Below are 21,426 nucleotides of genomic sequence, written 5' to 3'. Positions count from 1 at the left end.
TAAGCGGTCCTGTTAGCCGGAGAGGTTGAAGTTACCGGACGCCCCATACACAGCGAGCGAGATGAACAAAGTGATGACGACCACGACGATCAACGAGGTCCGCACGGCCTGGCCGACCGCGATCCCGACGCCGACCGGACCACCGCTGGCGTTGTAGCCGTAATAGGTATGCACCAGCATGACCGCGATCGACATCACGATGGCCTGCAGGAACGACCACAACAGGTCCGACGGGATGAGGAAGGTATTGAAGTAGTGGTCGTAGAGGCCTTTTGACTGCCCGTTGATGTACACCGTGGTGAAGCGGGCGGCGAAGAAGGCGGCCAGCACGGACAGCGAGTACAGCGGAATGATCGCTATCAGGCCGGCGATCAGGCGGGTCGACACCAGGTAGGACACCGAGTGCACCGCCATGCACTCGACGGCGTCGATCTCCTCGGACACCCGCATGGCGCCCAATTGGGCGGTGGCGCCGGCGCCGATGGTGGCCGCCAGCGCGATGCCGGCGATCACCGGGGCGACCACCCGGACGTTCAGGAACGCCGACAAAAAGCCCGTCAGCGCCTCGATGCCGATGTTGCCCAGCGACGAATATCCCTGCACCGCAATGACACCACCGGAGGCCAGGGTCAGAAACGCAGCGACACCGACCGTGCCGCCGATCATGACGAGAGCTCCCGCGCCCATGGTCATCTCGGCGATCAGCCGGACCGTCTCCTTGCGGTACCGGGTGAGCGCGTTGGGGACATAGCGCACGGTCTGCCCGTAGAACAAGGCCTGCTCGCCGAAGTCATCGACCGGCTCTTGCAGCCGCGAGAAGAGCCGACGGAACCGCAGTGTGGCGTCGTAACTCATCGCGTGCTCACTCGTCTCATCACTTCGCCGAAATTCGCACGCCGATGGCGGTCATCACCACGTTGATCACGAACAGACAGATGAAGGCGTAGACCACGGTTTCGTTGACCGCGTTGCCCACACCTTTGGGCCCGCCCTTGACGGTCAGGCCGCGGTAGCAGCCCACCATCCCGGCCATGACGCCGAACAGCAGCGCTTTGACTTCGGCGAGCACCAGCTCGCGCAGACCGGTCAGCACGGTCAAGCCGTTGATGAAGGCGCCCGGGTTGACGCCCTGCAGGAAAACCGAGAACACATAACCACCGGAAAGCCCGATGGCACATACCAAGCCGTTGAGCAGCAGTGCCACCACCGTCGACGCGAGTACGCGGGGGACCACCAGCCGCTGGATCGGGTCGATGCCCAGCACGCGCATCGCGTCGATCTCCTCGCGGATGGTGCGGGCGCCGAGGTCGGCGCAGATCGCGGTGGCGCCGGCGCCGGCCACGACGAGCACGGTCACCACCGGACCCAGCTGGGTGATGGTGCCGAACGCCGTTCCGGCGCCGGACAGGTCGGCCGCGCCGATCTCGCGCAGCAGGATGTTGAGGGTAAAGGCCACCAGCACCGTGAAGGGAATGGACACCAGCAGCGTCGGGACCAGTGACACGCGGGCGATCATCCACGTCTGATCGAGGAACTCACCAAATTGGAACGGCCGGCGAAAAGCTGCCCGGCCGGTGTCGATCATCATTTCGAAGAATCCGCCGACAGCGCGGGCGGGAACGGCAAGTTGCTCCCTCAACTCGGTGTCCCCCCTCGGCTGGTCTCGGCGAAGTCTATGGCTGGCCTTTGCTTTGTCAACGGTCGCATGGGGCTCGGTGTGAGCCGGATCATATTAACTCAGAACAAGTTCACCGTGTCAATGAACAGCACTTCTTATCCCAACCGTTAATTCGCCAGGTCAGAAGCACTTGTCACGTGTCAAACTGACACACGTTCTACCTGCCGATTCCCCCGGATCGACCAGCCTCAAATGGCTATTGATCCATCAGTGCACTCGCCGAGAAATTGTGCTCAGGATCACGCCCAGCAAAGTATTCCTGCAGCGTCGCGCTCAGCTGTGCAGGGTCCCAAGCGGCACCGTTGGCGCTGAATTTGCGCTCGACCGTCGGGGCAGCGACCAATGTCACCTGTGGACCGTAGACGATGAACACCTGGCCGTTGACCTCCGCGGCCGCCGGGGCGGACAGGAACTGGACCAGATTGACGACGTGCTCGGGAGACAGCGGATCGACCCCGCCGACCTCCACCTCCGGGGCGTCGCCGAACACGTCGGCCGTCATCGCGGTGCGCGCGCGGGGGCAGATGGCGTTGGCGCACACGCCGTAGCGACCGAGCGCCCGCGCGGCGGTCAGGGTGAGCGAAATGATGCCCGCCTTGGCGGCGCCGTAGTTCGCCTGCCCGACGGGGCCGACCAGGCCGGCCTCGGACGCGGTGTTGACGATCCGGCCGAAGACCTTGCCGCCCGCGTCCTTGGCCTTGGAGCGCCAGTACGTGGCGGCGTTGCGGGTCAGCAGGAAATGGCCGCGCAGGTGCACGGCGATGACCTGGTCCCACTCCTCGTCGGACATGTTGAACAGCATCCGGTCGCGCGTGATGCCGGCGTTGTTGACCACGATGTCGAGCCCACCGAGCCCGTCGGCCTGGGCGACCAGTTCGTCGGCGGTGGAACGCTCGCTGATGTCGCCGGCCACGGCGACGGCCTTCGAACCGGAGGAATTGATTTCATCGATGACGTCGGAGGCATCCAACGCGGCGGCGATGTCGTTGACGACGACGGTCGCTCCGAGGCGTGCCAAACCGAGCGCCTCGGCGCGCCCCAGGCCCGCGGCCGCACCGGTGACCACCGCGACCTTTCCGGAGAGATCGGTCGCGTTCGTGCTGCTAGTCAATTTATGAATACCTCTAGTTTCGGGTTGCGCACTCTAGGCTCGGATTAGTCGCCGCGGGAGAGTGCGGCGCGCGGGCATTCGGCGATCGCCTGCTCGGCCAACTGCTCCTGATCGGCGGGGATCGGGTCGAGCTTCACCACGGCGTAGTCCTCGTCGTCCAGGTCGAAGATATCTGGGGCAATTCCCAAGCACACCGCGTTACCTTCGCACCGGTCACGGTCCACGATCACCCGCACAGCACCCTCCTTGAACCTGGCCTTCACCGCAGGACTCGCCTCATCAGTATGTAGGTCCACCATAAGACCCCGACACCGCTGGGGAAACGGTCGCTGGATTCCCAGACTAGAACGTGTTACAACCGGGAAGACGAATGGGTAGCCGTTGGTCGAGCTGCAGCCTGTGGCGAGGCTTGTTATTCCGAAACGTCGTTGACTTGAAGGACGGCTGAAATGCGCATCAGTTACACCCCGGAGCAAGAAGAGCTGCGTCGCGAGCTGCGGTCGTACTTCACCAACCTGATGACCCCGGAGCGCCGCGAGGCGCTGACCTCTTCGGGGGGCGGCGAGGTCGGCACCGGTACCGCGTATCGCGACACCGTCGCGCAGATGGGCAAAGACGGGTGGCTCACCCTGAACTGGCCCACCGAGTACGGCGGCCAGGACCGCTCGCCGATGGACTCGCTGATCTTCACCGACGAGGCCGCCATCGCCGGTGTTCCGGTGCCGTTCCTGACGATCAACAGCGTGGCGCCGACCATCATGGCGTTCGGCACCGAGGAACAGAAGAAGTTCTTCCTGCCCAAGATCGCCGCAGGCGAGCTGCATTTCTCGATCGGCTATTCCGAGCCCGGCGCCGGCACCGACCTCGCCAACCTGCGCACCACCGCGGTGCGCGACGGCGACGACTACGTCATCAACGGCCAGAAGATGTGGACCAGCCTGATCGCGTACGCCGACTGGGTATGGCTGGCGGTCCGCACCAACCCCGACGCCAAGAAGCACCGCGGCATTTCGATGCTGACCGTGCCGACCACCGCGGAGGGTTTCTCCTGGACTCCGGTGCACACCATGGCCGGTGTGGACACCAGCGCCACCTACTACTCCGATGTGCGGGTCCCGGTGACCAACCTGGTTGGCGAGGAGAACGGCGGCTGGAAGCTGGTGACCAACCAGCTCAACCACGAGCGCGTCGCGCTGGTCTCGCCGCAACCGATCTTTCTGGCCCTGCGCGAGGTTCGCGAATGGGCGCAGAACACCAAGGACGACGGGGGCGCCCGGCTCATCGACTCGGAATGGGTGCAGCTCAACCTGGCCCGCGTGCACGCCAAGGCCGAGGTCCTCAAGCTGATCAACTGGGAACTGGCATCCGCTTCGAGTGAAACCCTGAACCCGGCGGACGCGTCGGCGGCCAAGGTCTACGGCACCGAGCTGGCCACCGAGGCCTACCGGCTGCTGATGGAGGTGCTGGGTACCGCCGCGACGGTGCGCCAGAATTCGCCGGGCTCGTTGCTGCGCGGCCGGGTCGAGCGGATGCACCGGGCCTGCCTGATCCTGACCTTCGGCGGCGGCACCAACGAAGTGCAGCGCGACATCATCGGCATGGTCGCCCTGGGTCTGCCTAGAAACCGCTGAGCCGCTACGTAATAGAAGGACGGACGTTCATGGATTTCACGACAACCGAAGCGGCCAACGACCTCGGCAACCTGGTCGACACGATCGTGGACTCGGTGTGCACCCCCGAACACCAACGTGAGCTCGACGGGCTCGATCAGCGGTTCGACCGCGACCTGTGGCGAAAGCTGATCGACGCCGGCATCCTGTCCAGCGCGTCGGCGTCATCGTTGGGCGGCGACGGCTTCGGCGCGCTCGAGCAGATCGCGATCCTCGTCGCGCTGGGTCATCAGCTGGCCGCGGTGCCCTACCTGGAGTCGGTGGTGCTGGGCGCCGGGGCGCTAGCCCGGTTCGGCTCCGAGGAGCTGCAGCAGGGCTGGGGCGTGCCGGCGGTCAACGGCGAGAAGACCCTCAGCATCGCCCTCGACGGTGAGATGGGCGAGGGACCGGTGCAGGCGGTCAGCTCGGGCGCCGGATACCGGCTCACCGGCACGCGCACCCAGGTCGGCTTCGGCCCCGTCGCCGACGCGTTCCTGGTGCCCGCCGAAACGGATTCCGGCACCGCGGTTTTCCTGATTGCCTCGGACGACCCCGGCGTCACGGTGACCGCCCTGGAAACCACCGGCCTGGGCAGCGTCGGACACCTCGCGCTGGACGGCACCGAGGTGGACGGTGCCCGCAAGGTCGGCGGTGCCGACGTCGCAACCTGGCTCGCCACGCTGGGCACGTTGGGCCGCAGCGCTTTCCAACTCGGGGTGCTCGAGCGTGGCCTGCAGATGACCGCTGAATACGCGCGCGAGCGTGAGCAATTCGACCGCCCGATCGGCAGCTTCCAGGCGGTGTCGCAACGGTTGGCCGACGGCTACATCGACGTCAAGGGGCTGCGGCTCACGCTGACCCAGGCGGCCTGGCGCGTCTCCGAAGACATTCCGGCCGAGATCGACGTCGCCAGCGCGGCGTTCTGGGCCGCCGACGCCGGTCATCGGGTGGCGCACACCATCGTTCACGTCCACGGGGGTGTCGGCGTCGACACCGATCACCCGGCGCACCGATACTTCCTGGCCGCCAAGGAGATCGAGTTCGCCTTGGGAGGCGCCACCGGGCAGCTGCGCCGCATCGGGCGCGAGCTGGCGGAGACGCCCGCCTAGGCGCAATGGACCTCACCGATGACCTCACGGTCACCAAGCTGCTGGCGCCGCTGACCGAGATCGACGATCGGGGTATCTACTTCGAGGACTCGTTCACCAGCTGGCGCGATCACCTGCAGCAGGGTGCCGCGATCGCCGCGGCGCTGCGTGAGCGGCTCGACCCCACCCGCCCGCCGCATGTCGGCGTGCTGCTGGAGAACACACCCTTCTTCTCGGCGATGCTGGTGGCGGCGGGAATGTCGGGGATCGTGCCGGTCGGGCTCAACCCGGTGCGCCGCGGTGAGGCGTTGCGGCGCGACATCGCCCGGGCCGACTGCCAGTTGGTGCTCGCCGATTCCAAATCGTCTGAGACACTCGGTGATATCGAGCACCTGAACACTGACTCCGCCGCGTGGGCCGACGAACTCGCCGCGTACCGCGATGCCCCGATCTTCTTTCAGGACGCCTCGCCGGCGGATCTGTTCATGTTGATCTTCACGTCGGGCACCAGCGGCGAACCCAAGGCGGTCAAGTGCAGCCACGGCAAGGTCGCGATCGCGGGCGTGACGATGTCAGCCCGGTTCGACCTCGGCCGCGACGACGTCTGCTATGTGTCTATGCCGCTGTTTCATTCCAACGCGGTGCTGGTGGGCTGGGCGGTGGCGGCGGCGTGCACGGGCTCAATCGCCTTGCGGCGCAAGTTCTCCGCCTCGAACTTCATTGTCGACGTCCGCCGCTATGGCGCCACCTACGCGAACTACGTGGGCAAGCCGTTGTCCTATGTGCTCGCCACGCCTGAGCGGCCCGACGACGCGGACAACCCGCTGCGCGCGGTGTACGGCAACGAGGGCGTACCCGATGACATCGAGCGCTTCGGCCGCAGATTCGGATGTGTGGTGCAGGACGGGTTCGGCTCCACCGAAGGCGGCGTGGCCATCGCGCGCACCCCGGACACACCGCCTGGTTCACTGGGACCCCTCCCGCCCGACATCGACATCGTCGATCCCGAGACCGGCACGTCGTGCCCGCCGGGCGTGGTCGGCGAACTGGTGAACGCCGCGGGCCCGGGCCGCTTCGAGGGTTACTACAACGACGACGCCGCCGAGGCCGAACGGATGGCCGGCGGGGTCTACCACAGTGGCGATCTCGCCTACCGCGACGAGGCCGGCTACGCCTATTTCGCTGGGCGGCTGGGTGATTGGATGCGGGTCGACGGCGAGAACCTCGGTGCCGCACCGATCGAGCGGGTGTTGCTGCGCCACCCCGACCTCACCGAGGTGGCGGTGTACCCGGTGCCCGACGCGATCGTCGGCGATCAAGTCATGGCTGCAGTGGTGATGGCGCCGGGCGCCGAGTTCGACGACGAGAAGTTTCGCGTTTTTTTGGCCGAGCAGCCGGACTTGGGGCCCAAGCAATGGCCGTCGTACGTGCGGGTCAGCGCCGAGCTCCCGCGGACAGTGACGTTCAAAGTGCTCAAGCGACAGTTGGCCGCTCAGGGTGTCGACTGCGGCGAGCCGGTCTGGGAGATCCACCGCTAGGGCCGCGGGGCGGGCGTTGCCCCCGGACGCGCCGTCCACGCAGTAAACTCAGCGCTTGATGAAAATCCGCGAAACGATCGCCGGCTCGATCCTGGTTGGGTCGCTGGCTAGCGCCGCACTCGGGTTTGGGGCCGGTTTCGCCGCGGCGGACCCGCCCCCGCCGCCGCCCCTACCTCCTCCGCCACCGCCGTTGGTGTGGTCACCACCGACGCCGGACCCCGAACCGTCGGAAGCTCCTCCCCCGCCGGACGAAGCGCCACCGCCGCCGTCGGGCTGATGGCTGGGCCCGGCGCCTGGTCAGCGGCCGGGCCGCCCTGAATATGCCGCAACGACAAGGAGACGCGATGGTTGACGCGCCGGTCCCCCGCGCATGACCGCACGGCCTCTCGAGCTCGCGCTGGAAGCCAGCTTCGAACAGCTTTCTGCCGCAGTGCCGGCGAGCGTCGGCGTCGCGATCGCCCGGCCGGACCGAACGTTTTCGCTGGGCAGCTGGTGGTCCGGTGTGGCGTGGTCGACGATCAAAGTGCCTCTGGCGGTGGCGGCGCTGCGCAACGATTGGCTGGGGGCCCGCGATTTCGCGGTGAAGGCCATCACCGAATCCGACAATCGCGCGTCCGAGCAGTTGTGGTCGCAATTGGGCGAGCCGTCCGACGCGGCGCGGCAGGTTCAGGCGGTGGTGGCCGAAGGCGGTGACACCGCGACGGTGGTCGAATCGCGCCGACTCCGCCGTGGTTTCACCGCTTTCGGCCAAACCCAGTGGAGCCTGCAGCGCCAGGCCCGGTTCGCCGCGGAGCTGCCGACCATCCCCGACGCCGCCGAGGTGATCGACCTGATGCAACGACTCACCAGCGGTGACCAATGGGGGCTGGCCGCCAAAGGGATTGCCGCAAAAGGGGGTTGGGGGCCAGGCGTACACGGCGAGTACCTGGTCCGGCAATTCGGGATCGTCCCCACCCCATCCGGGCAGTGGGGCGTGGCGCTGGCGGCCGACGCGCACGACGGCGCGTTCGAAACCGGCGTCGACGTGGTCAATACGATGACGGACTGGTTGCTGAGCCGGCTGCCGACCCTAGCCCGTTATTGACGGCACCACGGCGTCGATCAGATGCGGTCCGGCTTCTGAGAACGCGGCGCGCAGCGCATCGGCGAACTCCTCGGCGGTGGTGACGCGCCGGGCCGGCACCCCCATGCCCTCGCTGAGCTTGACGAAATCCATGGTGGGGTCGGATAAATCGAGCAGCGACAGCGCCTCTGGGCCGGGGGCCGACCCGGCGCCGACGCGTTGCAGCTCGATGCGCAGGATGTCGTAGGCGCTGTTGTTGTACAGCACGGTGGTGACGTTGAGGTTCTCCCGCGCCTGGGTCCACAACCCCGCAATGGTGTACATCGCGGAGCCGTCGGATTCCAGGCACAGCACCGGGCGATCCGGGGCGGCGATCGCCGCACCGACCGCCGCGGGAATGCCGTAGCCGATCGCCCCGCCGGTCAGGGTCAGCCAGTCATGCGCCGGCGCGCCGGCGGTGGCCTGGGCGAGCAGCAGTCCGGAGGTGTTCGACTCGTCGACCACGATCGCCCGGTCCGGCATCAGCGCCCCGATCACGTCGGCTGCCGACGCAGACGTCAGCGCTCCGGTCGGCAGCTTGGGACGCGACGCGGCCGCCACCGGCGCTGCCGTCCCGGGTGCCACCTGATCCGCCAAGGCGCTCAACGCATCCGCCGCGCCGCTGTGTTCGGCGAGCACGTGTACCTCGCAGCCCGCGGGCACCAGGTCGCTGGGCATGCCGGGGTAGGCAAAGAACGACACCGGTGATTTGGCGCCGGCCAGCACCAGATGTTTGGCGCCGTCCAGCTGGGCCGTGGCGGCCTCGGCGAAGTAGGCCAGCCGGTCGACGGCGGGGACGCCGGCGCCGCGCTCGAGCCGGGTGGGGAAGGTCTCGCACAGCACGCGCGCGCCGGTGGCCGCCGCGATGCGGGTGGCCGCGGCCAGGCCGGCGTGGCGGGTGGCGTCGCCGCCCACCATGATCACCGTCGGCTCCCCCGAGCCGAGCACCTCGGCCACCTCCGGCGCCAGCAGGGGATCGGCGCCCGCCGGCTGTGCCTCCAGGTTGGAGAACAGCTGGGCGCCGTCGGACCAGGACACGTCGGCGGGCAGGATCAGCGTCGAGATCTGCGAACCCCACCGGCTGGCCGCGATGCCCTCGACGGCGTCGGCCGAGACCTGCGAGGAGTCACTCGTTCGGCGCACCCAGCCCGAGACGGTCCCGGCGAGGGCGTCGATGTCGGATTCCAGTGGGGCGTCGTACTTTTTGTGATACGTGGCGTGGTCACCGACCACCACCACCATCGGCACCCGGGCGCGCCGCGCGTTGTGCAGATTGGCCAGGCCGTTGCCCAAACCGGGGCCCAGATGCAGCAGCACCGCCGCCGGGCGATCGGCGATGCGGGCATAGCCGTCGGCCGCGCCGGTGGCGACCCCCTCGAACAAGGCCAGCACGCCGCGCATCCGCGGGACGCTATCCAAGGCCGCGACGAAGTGCATCTCCGACGTGCCCGGGTTCGCGAAACACACGTCGACACCGCCGTCAACCAGGGTGTTGATCAGGGCCTGGGCGCCATTCACGTGCTTGCCTCCAGTCGGAACACTCGTTCGGCGTTGGCGCGCAAGAAGTCTCGGCGCGCCTCGTCGGACAGCCCGAGGTCGTCCAGCCCCGCCAGCGCGTGCTCGTGGGCGATCATCGGGTAATTGGTGCCGAACAACACTTTCCGTTGTCCGGTACGGGTTTTCATGAATCGGATGAGCTCTTCGGGCAGCCGCGCGATCGTGTACGCCGAGGTGTCGATGTAGACGTTTTCGTGCTTGCGGGCAACCGCGACCATCTCTTCGGTCCACGGGTAGCCGACGTGGCCGCAGACGATCACCAATTCCGGGAAATCGAGGGCGACCTCGTCGATGTAGGGAATGGGCCGGCCGGTTTCCGAGGGGCGCAGCGGTCCGGTGTGGCCGACCTGGGTGCAGAATGGCACGCCGGACTCCACGCACTGGGCGAACAGCGGGTAGTAGCGGCGGTCGGTGGGCGGGGCGTTCCACAACCACGGCACCACCCGCAGGCCGACGAATCCTTCTCCGACTCGCCGCCGCAGCTCCCGGACCGCTTCCATCGGGCGGTCGAGGTCGACGGCGGCGAGCCCGGCAAAGCGGCTCGGGTGCGCGGCAATCCATTGCGCCACCTCGTCGTTGGAGACGAGGTTTTGGCCGTTCGGGCCGCTCCACGCGCTGAGGATGCCCAGTCGCACGTCGGCGGCGTCCATCGACCCCAGGGTCGCCTCGATCGGGATTTCGGTGTCGGGGATCGACCCGCCCGTCCAGCGGCGCAGGGACGCCAGCATGTCGCTGCGCAGGAATCGCTGCGTCGGGTGTTGCATCCAGACGTCGATCGTCATCGGGATCGACAGTAGCCCGGCTGTCGCAGACGCCGCTCAGGCGGCCAGCGCGGCGCGGGCGGCGGCGTCGGTCTGACGCGCGTAGCCGCCGCCGAACAGCACGACGTGGGCGAGCAGTCCGAAGAGCTGGTGCAGCCCGATGCGGTTGCGCCACCCGGGGCGCAACGGTCGCACCCGCTGGTAACCGTCGATGACGGCGTCGAGGTGCGGGCAACCGAACAGCGCCAGCATCGCCAGGTCGGTCTCGCGGTGACCGCCGTGGGCCGCCGGGTCGATCAGCACCACCCCACCGGTCGTCCACATCACGTTGCCGCTCCACAGGTCGCCGTGCAGCCGGGCCGGCGGATCGTCGTCGTCGAAATCACCCGCACGACAACGCGCCGCGACGGCGTCGACGGCCTCGCGGGTCGCCGCGTCGAGCCGAGGCGTCGCGAGTTCGGCCATCGGGGCCAGCCGCTCCTGGGCGTAGAACTCGCCCCAGCGTCGATGCGGCCGCAGCGACATCGGCAGGGGGTGCGACAGCGGACCGAAGAACCCGGGCCCATCCCACCCGTCGGGTCCGGCGCCGAAACCGGCGGCCCCGGCGTCGTGCGTGATGGCCAGTTGGCCGCCGAACGCGCGCGCCGCCTCGGGGGTCGGGCTCACCGAATCCAGGCGCCGCAGCGTCAGGCTCGTCGTGGTGAGGGAAACGACCTGCGCGCACGGCACGCCGCCGTCGACGATGGAAAGCCATTGCAGGCCAGCGGCTTCCGCCGCGAAGAAACGGGCGGGCGCGTCCGGGTTGTGCTTGACGAAGTCGGTCACGCCCCGCGCGGTCCTAGCGCTTCGAGCGCGTCACGCCGTGACGTGGGCCGCGTGCACGTCGTCGGCCGGCCGTGCCTCGGTCTGCTCCTTGGCCCAGCGGTAATCGGGTTTGCCGGCGGGCGACCGCTTGACCTCGTCGACCAGCCACAGGCTGCGCGGCACCTTGTAGCCGGCGATCTCCGAGCGTACGAAGGCGTCCAGCTCCGACAGCGCGGGACGCGTTCCCGGCCGCGGCTGGACGACGGCCGCGACGTGCTGGCCGTATCGGGCGTCGGGCACACCGACCACCAGGGCGTCGAAGACGTCGGGATGCCCCTTGAGCGCGGCCTCGACCTCCTCGGGGTAGATCTTCTCGCCGCCGCTGTTGATCGACACCGAGCCGCGGCCCAGCATCGTGACGGTGCCGTCGGCCTCCACCTCGGCGAAGTCGCCGGGGATGGCGTAGCGCACGCCATTGAAGGTCTTGAACGTCTCGGCCGTCTTCTTCTCGTCCTTGTAATAGCCGACGGGAATGTTGCCCTTCTTCGCGATGAAGCCGCGCACACCGGAGCCGGGCTTGACCTCGTTGCCCTCCTCGTCGAGGACGACGGTCCGGTGATCGATCGTCACTCGCGGACCGCCGGCGTGCGGCGCATCCTTGGCGACGATGCTGGTGCCGCCGAATCCGGTCTCCGACGATCCGATCGAGTCGGTGATAACCCGGTTGGGCAGCAGCTCGAGGAACTTCTCCTTGATGCTCGGCGAGAACAGCGCAGCGGTGGAGGCGAGCAAGAACAGCGACGACAGGTCGTACTCGTTGCCCTCGTCCTGGTGAGCCAGCAGCGCGTCCAGCAGCGGTCGCGCCATCGCGTCGCCGGTGAAGAACAGCAGGTTCACCTTGTGGTCGTGAATCGTGCGCCAGACCTCGTCGGCATTGAATTCCGGTGCCAGCACCGTGGTTTGGCCCGAGAAGATCGACATCCAGGTCGCCGACTGGGTGGCGCCGTGGATCATCGGCGGAATAGGGTGGCGGACCATCGGCGGATTGGCGGCCGCACCTTTGGCGAGGTCGTACTCATCTTTGATGAATTCGCCTGTGGCGAAGTCGGTTCCGCCGAACAGCACCCGGTAGATGTCCTCGTGGCGCCACATCACGCCCTTCGGGAACCCGGTCGTGCCGCCCGTGTACAGCAGGTAGATGTCGTCGGCACTGCGCGGACCGAAGTCGCGCTCGGGCGAGCTCTGTGCGATCGCGGAGTAGAACTCGACACCGCCGTAGCGGCCGAAGTCGTTGTCGCTGCCGTCCTCGACGACGAGGATCGTCTTGACGTTGGGGGTCTCGGGCAGCACGTTGGCGACGCGGTCGGAGTACTGGCGCTCGTGGACGAGCGCGACCATGTCGGAGTTGTCGAACAGGTAGCGCAGTTCGCCCTCGACGTAGCGGTAGTTGACGTTCACCAGGATGGCGCCCGCCTTGACGATGCCGAGCATCGCGATCACGATCTCGATGCGGTTTCGGCAGTAGAGGCCGACCTTGTCGTCCTTTTTCACCCCCTGCTCGAGCAGGTAGTGAGCAAGGCGGTTGGCCTTCTCCTCCAGCTGCGCATAGGTCAACTTCTCGTCGCCGCAGATCAGGGCGACACGGTCGGGCACAGCGTCGATGGCGTGCTCTGCAAGATCGGCAATATTCAAGGCCACGGCCACCAAATTAGAACGTGTTACATTTCGAGGCAAGCTCGTGACCATTGTCGAGGGAAAGGCGGTAGCCGTGTCCGTGGAGAATGCCGGAACCCCAGCAAACACAGAAAACGGGGAAACCGGGCCGGATGCGCTGGTGGAACAGCGTGGTCACACCCTCATCGTGACGATGAACCGGCCGCATCGCCGCAACGCCTTGAGCACGGAAATGATGGAAATCATGGTCCAGGCCTGGGACCGCGTCGACAACGATCCCGACATCCGCTGCTGCATCCTGACCGGCGCCGGTGGCTACTTCTGCGCGGGCATGGACCTCAAGGCTGCGACCCAGAAGCCGCCGGGTGAGTCATTCAAGGACGGCAGCTACGACCCGTCGCGAATCGACGCCCTGCTGAAAGGGCGGCGGCTGACCAAGCCGCTCATCGCGGCCGTCGAGGGCCCGGCCATCGCCGGTGGCACCGAGATCCTGCAGGGGACCGACATCCGGGTCGCCGGCGAGAGCGCCAAATTCGGCATCTCCGAGGCCAAGTGGAGCCTGTACCCGATGGGCGGGTCCGCGGTGCGACTGGTGCGCCAGATCCCCTACACGGTGGCGTGCGACCTGCTGCTGACCGGACGGCACATCACCGCCGCCGAGGCCAAGGAGATGGGCCTGATCGGCCACGTCGTCCCCGACGGGCAGGCGCTGTCCAAGGCCCTCGAGATCGCCGAGGTCATCGAGAACAACGGTCCGCTCGCCGTCCAAGCGATCCTCAAGACGATCCGCGAGACCGAGGGCATGCACGAGGAAGAGGCCTTCAAGCCCGATACCGCCAACGGCATCCCGGTGTTCCTCTCCGAGGACTCCAAGGAGGGCCCCCGGGCGTTCGCCGAGAAGCGCAAGCCCAACTTCCAAAACCGCTAGGCGCGAGGGGGCGGGCCGCCCCCATTTCCCTGACGAACGTGCACTCATTGCGAAACTCGGGCCAAATTTTCGCGTTCAGTGACGCTCGGCCAGCATGTCGGGGCTCTGCGGCACACTCCCGCCATTGGAAGAGCCGTTCATCGGGAGCCAGGCCGTCGCCGCCGGCCTGGTAATGCCGTACGTGCTGCGCAGCCGGTTCGTCAAGATCCATCCCGGCGTCTACGTCCCTGCCAACATTGCGCTCACCGCGCAATCGCGCGCCCAGGCGGCTTGGCTGTCGTCGCGACGACGCGGTGTCGTCGCGGGCTAATCCGCGGCGGCGCTGCACGGCGCGAAGTGGATCGATCACCGCGCGCCCGCCGAGCTGCTGTACAGCTATCGCCGTCCGCCCGGTGGCATCCACACGTGGTCGGATCGGCTCGCCGAGGACGAAATCCAAACGATCGCCGACCTACCGGTGACGACACCCGAGCGAACAGCCCTCGAAATTGCCTGCGGTTATCCCCTTCGATCGCGCGGTCGCAGTCATCGACGCGCTTGCGCGCGCAACCGATCTCAAGGTGAGCGGCGTCGAGGCACTCGCCAAGCGTTACCGAGGCCGCCGCGGTATCGCCCGTGCGCGAACCGCGTTGCCGCTTGTCGACGCGGGTGCGGAGTCTCCCCGCGAGACCTGGTTGCGGCTGCTGCTGATACGCGCGGGCTTCCCGACGCCGCAGACCCAAATACCGATTTACGAGTACGGCGCCCTGATCGCTTGTCTCGACATGGGCTGGGAGGGCATCAAATTGGCCGTCGAGTACGACGGCGGCCACCATCGCACCGACCAACGGCAATTCCACCGGGACATTCGGCGTGCGGAATCCCTGGCGGAGTCGGGTTGGACCGTCGTTCGTGTCACGGCCGAAGACACGGCAGGCGGCGTCATCGCACGCGTGTCAGCGGCCTGGCAGCGTCGAACGCGCACTCAGCGTGAGGATTTCGCGAAAAGTTCGCGCTGAGTGCACGCTCGGCGAGAGGAACCCAAGCGCAATCAGCCAAGCAGCGGCGCGCTCGGCGTGAACACCACCGGCATGGCCTCGAGGCCACTGACGAAGTTCGCCGGCCGCAGCGGCAGAGTCGAGTCGTCGTCGGCCAGCCTCAGGTCCGGCAGTCGCTTGAGCACCCGCTCGGTCATCATCGACAACTCGAGGCGCGCCAGCTGGTTCCCCAGGCAGAAGTGGGTGCCGAAGCCGAACGCCATGTGGCTGTTCGGGTTTCGCCGGATGTCGAAGCTGTCCGGCTCCTCGAACACCGACTCATCGAAATTGCCCGACTCGAACAGCAGCATGATCTTCTCGCCCTCACGCAACGAGGTGCCGTGAAATTCGGTGTCGGCGGTCAAGGTTCTGCACATGTTCTTGACCGGCGACGTCCAGCGCAGCATCTCCTCGATCGCACCCGGCAGCAGCGACGGGTCGCGCACCAGGGCTTCCCACTGGTCGCGGTGGCGCACCAACTGTTCGGTCCCCCCGCTCAACGTGTGGCGCGTGGTCTCGTCGCCGCCGATGAGGATGAGCAGCGTCTCCATGACGATCTCGTCATCGGACATCCGCTGCCCCTCCACCTCGGCGTTCACCAGGATGGAGAACAGGTCGTCGGTGGGTTCGGCGCGCCGCTTGGTGATGATGTTCGTGGTGAATTCGGTGTACGCGGCGAATGCGGCCATCACCGCCTGCGCCGTCTCAGACGTGGGGTCGATGTGCGAACTCAGCCCGCAGACCAGGTCGTCGGACCACTTCAACAGCATGCTGCGTTCGGTGGGCAGCACGCCCAGCATGTCGCCGATCACCGCCATCGGCAGCGGGGCGGCGATATCGCGGACGAAGTCACACTCGCCGCGCTCACACACCGCATCGATCAGGGTGTCGCACAGCTTGGCGATCGACGGCTCCTTCTCCTTCACCCGCTTGCGGGTGAAGCCGGCGTTGACCAGCTTGCGCCGCAACAGATGTGCGGGATCGTCCATGTCGATCATGTAGGGCATGCCCGGCTGTTCGGGCCGGATGCCGCCGGTGCTGGAGAACAACTCCGGATTGCGCTCGGCGTCGAGGATGGCTTGATATGTGGTGGCGCCGGCCAGACCGTTGCAATCACGAAACACCGGTTGGTTGGCGCGCATCCAGCGATAGGCCTCGCGCGAGGTGTGACGGTCGGCGTAGAAATTGCCGTCGGTCAGGTCGATGTTCGAGATTGCTTCCGGGATGGTCGAAGTCATCTACAGCCTCCAAGTGTTGACGAACGGATTACAGTAACCGGCATGGCTGAGTCACAACACATCGTTGCGGGGACAGTCCTCACCATGCCGGTGCGGATACGAAAAGCGGACGTGCACACCGCGATGTTTTCGGTGGATGCTCAAGCGGCGCAACGCCTTATCGACTACAGCGGCCTGCGGGTCTGCCAGCACCGCCCGGGCCGGGCGGTGGTCAACCTGATGCTGGCCCGCTACATCGACGGCGACCTGGGGTCCTACCACGAATTCGGCACCTGCGTGATGGTCAATCCCCCCGGCTCGACGGCGCGGGGCTGGCGGGCGCTGGGCGACGCGGCCGCGTTCATCCACCACCTGCCGGTCGACCAGAGCTTCACCCTGGAAGCGGGACGCTCCATCTGGGGGTTCCCGAAGATCATGGCCGACTTCACCGTTCGCGAGCAGGGCCGGTTCGGATTCGACGTCAGCGCCGACGGCGCGCACATCGCGGGCATCGACTTCGCCCGCGGATTGCCGGTGCCGTCGCTGTTCACCTCGCGGCCGCAGGTCCTCAAGACCTACACCTACGCCGACGGCACCACCCGGGAGGTGCCCTGGGAGATGCGGGTGCGCGGGCTGCGCGGTCAGCTCGGCGGCGCCACGTTGCGACTGGGCGATCACGCCTACGCCAAGGAGCTGGCGTCGCTGGGCCTGCCGAAGAAGGCGATGATCTCCGGATCCGTCGGCCACGTCGAGATGACATTCGGCGACGCCCACCCGCTGGGCTGACCGGTCGGGCCGGTGCCGACTGCCCGGCTCGTGCGCACCGCTCTGCATCGTCGTCGGGCGTGCCATCCGGACAATCTAGAACGCGTTCTCGGCCGCTGGCAAGAAAAGTAGAACGTGTTCTAGTTGATGATGGGCGAGGGTCAGATCAGGCTCGCCAGCTCGCGGACCTGCTCTGTACTGCGCCCGGACACCACCATCATGGTCACGCCGGCGGCCTCCCAAGCCTTGATCTGCTTACGCACGTAGTACACGTCGCCGACGATCGCGGCGTCGTCGATCACCTCGTCCGGGATGATCTCCGCCGCCTTGTCCTTCTGGTTGCTGCGGAACAGCTTCGTCACGTCGTCGACCACCTCGGAGTAGCCCATCCGGCGGTAGACGTCGGCGTGGAAGTTGGTGTCCTCGGCGCCCATCCCGCCCATGTAGAGCGCGATGTAGGGCTTCATGGCCGCGAACGCGGCGCTGCGGTCCTCGGTGATGACGATGTTGGCCGTCGCGCAGATCTCGAAGTCCTCGCGGCTGCGGCGCGCGCCCGGCCGGGCGAACCCCTCGTCCAGCCACTCGTTGTAGGTGTCGGCCATGCGCGGCGTGTAGAAGATCGGCAGCCAGCCGTCACAGATCTCGGCGGCCAGCGCGACGTTCTTCGGCCCCTCGGCACCCAGCATGATCGGGATGTCGGCGCGCAGCGGATGGGTGATCGGCTTGAGCGGCTTGCCCAGACCCGTTGCGCGCTCGCCCGTCAAAGGCAGCGGGTAGTGCGGACCGTCACTGGTCACCGGCGCCTCGCGCGCCCAGACCTGCCGGATGATGTCGATGTATTCCCGGGTGCGCGCCAGCGGCTTGGGGAACGACTGGCCATACCAGCCCTCGACCACCTGCGGGCCGGAGACGCCGAGGCCGAGCACGTGCCGGCCGCCGGACAGGTGGTCGAGCGTCAGCGCCGCCATTGCGCAGGCGGTCGGGGTGCGGGCGGACAGCTGCACCACCGAGGTGCCCAGCCGCACGCGAGACGTCGACGAACCCAACCAGGCCAGCGGCGTGTAGGCGTCGGAGCCCCACGCCTCGGCGGTGAAGACGGCGTCGTATCCGGCCTCCTCGGCCGCGGCGACCAGCTCACCGTGGTTCTGCGGCGGCTGAGCGCCCCAATATCCGAGCTGCAGTCCCAGCTTCATCGTCGTCACCCTTCCGTCGCCTACCCGGTGTTGAATCCGTTCTTAGAACCTGTTCTACTCGATGGCGTGACAGCCAGCTCGAGTAGCCCGCCCCTGATGGATCACCCTGAGCCACCGCTCGCCGCGCCACTGACGTTGTCCTTCGACTACACCCGTTCGGTCGGCCCCACGCTGAGCAAGTTCTTCACCGCACTGCGTGACCGCCACGTCCTGGGGGTGCGCGGGTCCGATGGCCGGGTGCATGTGCCGCCGGCGGAATATGACCCGGTCACCTACGAGCCGCTGGGCGAGATGGTACCGGTGTCCAGTGTCGGCACCGTCGTGTCGTGGGCCTGGCAGCCCGAACCAATGGAGGGCCAGCCGCTCGACCGGCCGTTCGCCTGGGCGCTGATCAAGCTCGACGGCGCCGACACCCCGCTGATCCATGCCGTTGATGCCGGCGATCCTTCCGCCATCAAGTCCGGCACCCGGGTGCACGTGCACTGGGTCGACGAGCCGATGGGCGCCATCACCGACATCGCGTATTTCGCGCTCGGGGAGGAAGCCGAGGAGGTCGCGGAGTCGGGCGGTGACAAAGACCCGGTGACCATGATCGTCACGCCGGTCTCGCTGACCATCCAGCACAGCGCCTCGCACGAGGAGAGTGCCTACTTGCGTGCCATCGCCGAGGGCAAGCTGCTGGGCGCGAAGACGGGCGAGAACGGCAAGGTCTACTTCCCGCCGCACGGCGCGGACCCGGCCACCGGTCAGCCGACCACCGACTTCGTCGAGCTGCCGGACAAAGGCACCGTGACGACGTTCGCGATCATCAACATCCCGTTCCAGGGCCAGCGCATCAAGCCGCCCTACGTGGCCGCCTATGTGCTGCTCGATGGCGCCGACATCCCGTTCCTGCATCTCGTCGCCGACATCGACGCGCACGAGGTCCGGATGGGCATGCGCGTCGAAGCGGTGTGGAAAGCCCGCGAGGAGTGGGGTTTTGGCATCGACAACATCGAGTACTTCCGGCCGACCGGCGAACCCGACGCCGACTACGACACCTACAAGCACCACCTGTAAAGGGCTTACCTACATATGAGCGCTCGCAACGTTGCGGTCGTCGGCTTCGCCCACGCACCACACGTCCGCCGCACCGACGGCACCACCAACGGCGTCGAGATGTTGATACCGTGCTTCGCCCAGCTCTACGAGGAGCTCGGCATCGAGCGGACCGACATCGGCTTCTGGTGTTCCGGATCATCCGATTACCTTGCCGGACGGGCTTTTTCGTTCATCTCGGCGATCGACTCCATCGGCGCCGTTCCGCCGATCAACGAATCGCACGTCGAGATGGACGCGGCCTGGGCCCTCTACGAGGCCTACATCAAGCTGTTGACCGGTGAGGTCGACACCGCACTGGTGTACGGCTTCGGCAAGTCCTCGGCCGGGATCCTGCGCCAGATCCTGACGCGGCAGACCGACCCCTACACCGTCGCGCCGTTGTGGGCCGATTCGATCTCGATGGCCGGGCTGCAGGCCCGCATCGGTCTCGATACCGGAAAGTGGACCGAGGAGCAGATGGCGCGCGTGGCCTTCGACTCCTTTGCGAACGCGCGCCGGGTGGACAAGGTCGAGGGGTCGATCAGCGTGGCTGAACTGCTCGAACGGCCGTTCTACGCCGACCCGCTGCGGCGCCACGACATCGCGCCCATCACCGACGGTGCGGCGGCGATCGTGCTCGCGGCCGGCGACCGGGCACGCGAGCTGCGCGAAAACCCCGCCTGGATCACGGGAATCGAGCACCGCATCGAAACCCCGTCGCTGGGCGCGCGCGACCTCACCGAGTCCCCGTCGACCAAGGCCGCGGCCCACGTCGCCACCGGCGGCAGGACCGACAACCTGGACGTGGCCGAGATCTGCGCGCCCTTCACCCACCAGCATTTGATCCTCGAGGAAGCCATCCGGATACCGGGACCGACCAAGGTCAACCCGTCTGGTGGCGCACTGGCGGCCAACCCCATGTTCGTCGCCGGCCTCGAGCGTATCGGCTTTGCAGCACAACACATCTGGAATGGTTCGGCTGACCGGGTACTGGCGCACGCCACCAGCGGGCCTGCGTTACAACAGAACCTGGTCGCGGTCATGGAAGGAAAGAACTGATGGCCGGTGCAGGGCCGAACATCGCCGCGGTACTAGGTACCGGACAGACGAAGTACGTCGCCAAGCGCCAGGACGTTTCGATGAACGGCCTGGTGCGCGAGGCGATCGATCGGGCGCTGGCCGACTCGGGTTGCACCTTCGACGACATCGACGCCGTCGTGGTCGGCAAGGCCCCGGACTTCTTCGAGGGCGTCATGATGCCCGAGCTGTTCATGGCCGACGCCATGGGCGCCACCGGCAAGCCGCTGATCCGGGTGCACACCGCGGGCTCGGTCGGCGGCTCCACCGGCGTGGTGGCCGCCAGTCTGGTGCAGTCGGGCAAGTACCGGCGCGTCCTGGCGATGGCCTGGGAGAAGCAGTCGGAATCAAACGCGATGTGGGCGTTGTCGATTCCGATCCCCTTCATCAAGCCGGTGGGCGCCGGCGCGGGTGGCTACTTCGCCCCGCACGTGCGCTCCTACATCCGCCGGTCCGGGGCGCCGACGAACATCGGCGCCATCGTCGCGGTCAAAGACCGGCTCAACGGCGCCCGCAACCCGCTAGCGCATCTGCACCAGCCCGACATCACCGTGGAGAAGGTGATGTCGTCCCCGATGCTGTGGGACCCGATCCGCTACGACGAGACCTGCCCGTCCTCCGATGGCGCGGCGGCGGTGGTGATCGGCAACGAAGAGGCCGCCGAAGCGCGCCTGGCGCAAGGCAATCCGGTGGCCTGGATTCATGCCACGGCGCTGCGCACCGAACCGCTGCAGTTCTCCGGGCGCGACCAGGTCAGCCCGCAGGCCGGCCGCGACGCGGCCGCCGCGCTGTGGAAGGCCGCCGGCATCACGAGCCCCATCGACGAGATCGACGCCGCGGAGATCTACGTCCCGTTCTCCTGGTTCGAACCGATGTGGTTGGAAAACCTCGGGTTTGCGCCCGAGGGCGAAGGCTGGAAGCTCACCGAGGCGGGCGAGACCAAGATCGGCGGCCGGCTGCCGGTGAACCCGTCGGGCGGCGTGCTGTCGTCGAACCCGATCGGCGCCTCGGGCCTGATCCGCTTCGCCGAAGCGGCGATCCAGGTCATGGGCAAGGGCGGCGACCACCAAGTGCCCAACGCGCGAAAGGCGTTGGGACACGCCTACGGCGGCGGCTCGCAGTACTACTCCATGTGGGTGGTCGGCGCCGACAAACCGGCGGCCCAAAAAGTCGACGCGTAAGCGCGCC

20 protein-coding genes and 1 pseudogene are annotated in these 21,426 nt (G+C 67.3%); 11 read left to right on the top strand and 10 right to left on the bottom strand.

From position 1 onward, the window contains the following. Positions 1–12: 12 nt before the first annotated feature. The 4 genes from G6N26_RS20640 to G6N26_RS20625 all read right to left on the bottom strand — a co-directional run bounded on the left by G6N26_RS20640 (position 13) and on the right by G6N26_RS20625 (position 3,025). Positions 13–855 (bottom strand): MlaE family ABC transporter permease, encoded by an 843-nt coding sequence (locus G6N26_RS20640; protein ID WP_008263742.1) that lies wholly within the window; start codon positions 853–855, stop codon positions 13–15. Between the two features lie 19 nt (positions 856–874). Next, on the bottom strand, positions 875–1,639 hold the full coding sequence (locus G6N26_RS20635) for an MlaE family ABC transporter permease (RefSeq protein ID WP_064933983.1): 765 nt from the start codon (positions 1,637–1,639) through the stop codon (positions 875–877). Positions 1,640–1,874: 235 nt separating this feature from the next. Continuing rightward, positions 1,875–2,789, bottom strand: a complete 915-nt coding sequence (locus tag G6N26_RS20630) for a 3-oxoacyl-ACP reductase (RefSeq protein ID WP_083014602.1) — start codon at positions 2,787–2,789, stop codon at positions 1,875–1,877. 44 nt (positions 2,790–2,833) lie between these two features. Further along, the gene (locus G6N26_RS20625) at positions 2,834–3,025 is read right to left on the bottom strand and encodes a ferredoxin (RefSeq protein ID WP_003877155.1); all 192 of its coding nucleotides are present in this window, start codon (positions 3,023–3,025) and stop codon (positions 2,834–2,836) included. A gap of 213 nt (positions 3,026–3,238) precedes the next feature. On the opposite strand from G6N26_RS20625, the gene G6N26_RS20620 reads away from it, so the two are divergent. From G6N26_RS20620 to G6N26_RS20600, 5 genes are all read left to right on the top strand, one after another. After that, positions 3,239–4,420: an acyl-CoA dehydrogenase gene (locus G6N26_RS20620; protein ID WP_067167594.1), complete on the top strand. Its 1,182-nt coding sequence runs from the start codon at positions 3,239–3,241 to the stop codon at positions 4,418–4,420. A gap of 29 nt (positions 4,421–4,449) precedes the next feature. Further along, a complete protein-coding gene (locus G6N26_RS20615) occupies positions 4,450–5,547 on the top strand; it encodes an acyl-CoA dehydrogenase family protein (RefSeq protein ID WP_067167596.1) in 1,098 nt (365 codons plus the stop codon). A 5-nt stretch (positions 5,548–5,552) separates the two neighbouring features. After that, positions 5,553–7,064 carry a long-chain-fatty-acid--CoA ligase FadD17 gene (gene fadD17 / locus G6N26_RS20610; RefSeq protein WP_083014599.1) on the top strand — a complete coding sequence of 504 codons (1,512 nt, stop codon included), beginning with the start codon at positions 5,553–5,555 and terminating at the stop codon, positions 7,062–7,064. A gap of 58 nt (positions 7,065–7,122) precedes the next feature. Continuing rightward, positions 7,123–7,341, top strand: a complete 219-nt coding sequence (locus G6N26_RS20605; protein ID WP_082991323.1) for a hypothetical protein — start codon at positions 7,123–7,125, stop codon at positions 7,339–7,341. 93 nt (positions 7,342–7,434) lie between these two features. Further along, positions 7,435–8,148 (top strand): serine hydrolase, encoded by a 714-nt coding sequence (locus tag G6N26_RS20600; protein WP_083014595.1) that lies wholly within the window; start codon positions 7,435–7,437, stop codon positions 8,146–8,148. Here G6N26_RS20600 and G6N26_RS20595 read toward each other — a convergent pair. From G6N26_RS20595 to G6N26_RS20580, 4 genes are read right to left on the bottom strand one after another with little or no spacing between them, the layout of a single operon-like run. Beyond that, positions 8,134–9,684: an acetolactate synthase large subunit gene (locus G6N26_RS20595; RefSeq protein ID WP_083014591.1), complete on the bottom strand. Its 1,551-nt coding sequence runs from the start codon at positions 9,682–9,684 to the stop codon at positions 8,134–8,136. The two genes, G6N26_RS20600 and G6N26_RS20595, sit on opposite strands and share 15 nt — an antisense overlap. Beyond that, complete coding sequence (locus G6N26_RS20590) at positions 9,681–10,505, bottom strand: amidohydrolase family protein (RefSeq protein WP_083014588.1); 825 nt, start codon at positions 10,503–10,505, stop codon at positions 9,681–9,683. The genes G6N26_RS20595 and G6N26_RS20590 overlap by 4 nt, the downstream gene beginning before the upstream one ends. 36 nt (positions 10,506–10,541) lie before the next feature. After that, a complete protein-coding gene (locus G6N26_RS20585; protein WP_083014584.1) occupies positions 10,542–11,309 on the bottom strand; it encodes a fructosamine kinase family protein in 768 nt (255 codons plus the stop codon). 30 nt (positions 11,310–11,339) lie between these two features. Next, positions 11,340–12,992 (bottom strand): acyl-CoA synthetase, encoded by a 1,653-nt coding sequence (locus G6N26_RS20580; RefSeq protein ID WP_067167611.1) that lies wholly within the window; start codon positions 12,990–12,992, stop codon positions 11,340–11,342. A gap of 163 nt (positions 12,993–13,155) precedes the next feature. On the opposite strand from G6N26_RS20580, the gene G6N26_RS20575 reads away from it, so the two are divergent. Beyond that, on the top strand, positions 13,156–13,890 hold the full coding sequence (locus tag G6N26_RS20575) for a crotonase/enoyl-CoA hydratase family protein (RefSeq protein WP_232067620.1): 735 nt from the start codon (positions 13,156–13,158) through the stop codon (positions 13,888–13,890). Positions 13,891–14,014: 124 nt separating this feature from the next. After that, positions 14,015–14,888: pseudogene (locus G6N26_RS20570) on the top strand (DUF559 domain-containing protein). 32 nt (positions 14,889–14,920) lie between these two features. Here the strand turns inward: G6N26_RS20570 and G6N26_RS20565 are convergent. Then, positions 14,921–16,144, bottom strand: a complete 1,224-nt coding sequence (locus G6N26_RS20565; protein WP_067167616.1) for a cytochrome P450 — start codon at positions 16,142–16,144, stop codon at positions 14,921–14,923. Positions 16,145–16,186: 42 nt separating this feature from the next. Here G6N26_RS20565 and G6N26_RS20560 point away from each other — a divergent pair, with 42 nt between their 5' ends. Next, positions 16,187–16,909, top strand: a complete 723-nt coding sequence (locus G6N26_RS20560) for an acetoacetate decarboxylase family protein (protein WP_067167618.1) — start codon at positions 16,187–16,189, stop codon at positions 16,907–16,909. Positions 16,910–17,049: 140 nt separating this feature from the next. Here the strand turns inward: G6N26_RS20560 and G6N26_RS20555 are convergent, their stop codons facing one another. Beyond that, entirely contained in the window at positions 17,050–18,081 is a 1,032-nt protein-coding gene (locus G6N26_RS20555; protein WP_083014580.1) for an LLM class F420-dependent oxidoreductase, read from the bottom strand. 66 nt (positions 18,082–18,147) lie between these two features. On the opposite strand from G6N26_RS20555, the gene G6N26_RS20550 reads away from it, so the two are divergent. The 3 genes from G6N26_RS20550 to G6N26_RS20540 are packed head-to-tail and all read left to right on the top strand — an operon-like array spanning position 18,148 to position 21,419. Beyond that, positions 18,148–19,140, top strand: a complete 993-nt coding sequence (locus tag G6N26_RS20550) for a Zn-ribbon domain-containing OB-fold protein (RefSeq protein ID WP_179960241.1) — start codon at positions 18,148–18,150, stop codon at positions 19,138–19,140. Positions 19,141–19,155: 15 nt separating this feature from the next. Then, positions 19,156–20,220, top strand: a complete 1,065-nt coding sequence (locus G6N26_RS20545; protein WP_067167625.1) for a thiolase domain-containing protein — start codon at positions 19,156–19,158, stop codon at positions 20,218–20,220. Next, the gene (locus G6N26_RS20540) at positions 20,220–21,419 is read left to right on the top strand and encodes a thiolase domain-containing protein (RefSeq protein WP_067167627.1); all 1,200 of its coding nucleotides are present in this window, start codon (positions 20,220–20,222) and stop codon (positions 21,417–21,419) included. The genes G6N26_RS20545 and G6N26_RS20540 overlap by 1 nt, the downstream gene beginning before the upstream one ends. Positions 21,420–21,426 lie beyond the last annotated feature (7 nt).

The sequence above is a fragment of the Mycobacterium marseillense genome (genome assembly GCF_010731675.1).
Lineage (GTDB): Bacteria > Actinomycetota > Actinomycetes > Mycobacteriales > Mycobacteriaceae > Mycobacterium > Mycobacterium marseillense.
This window is presented reverse-complemented; position numbering and strand designations above follow the sequence as displayed.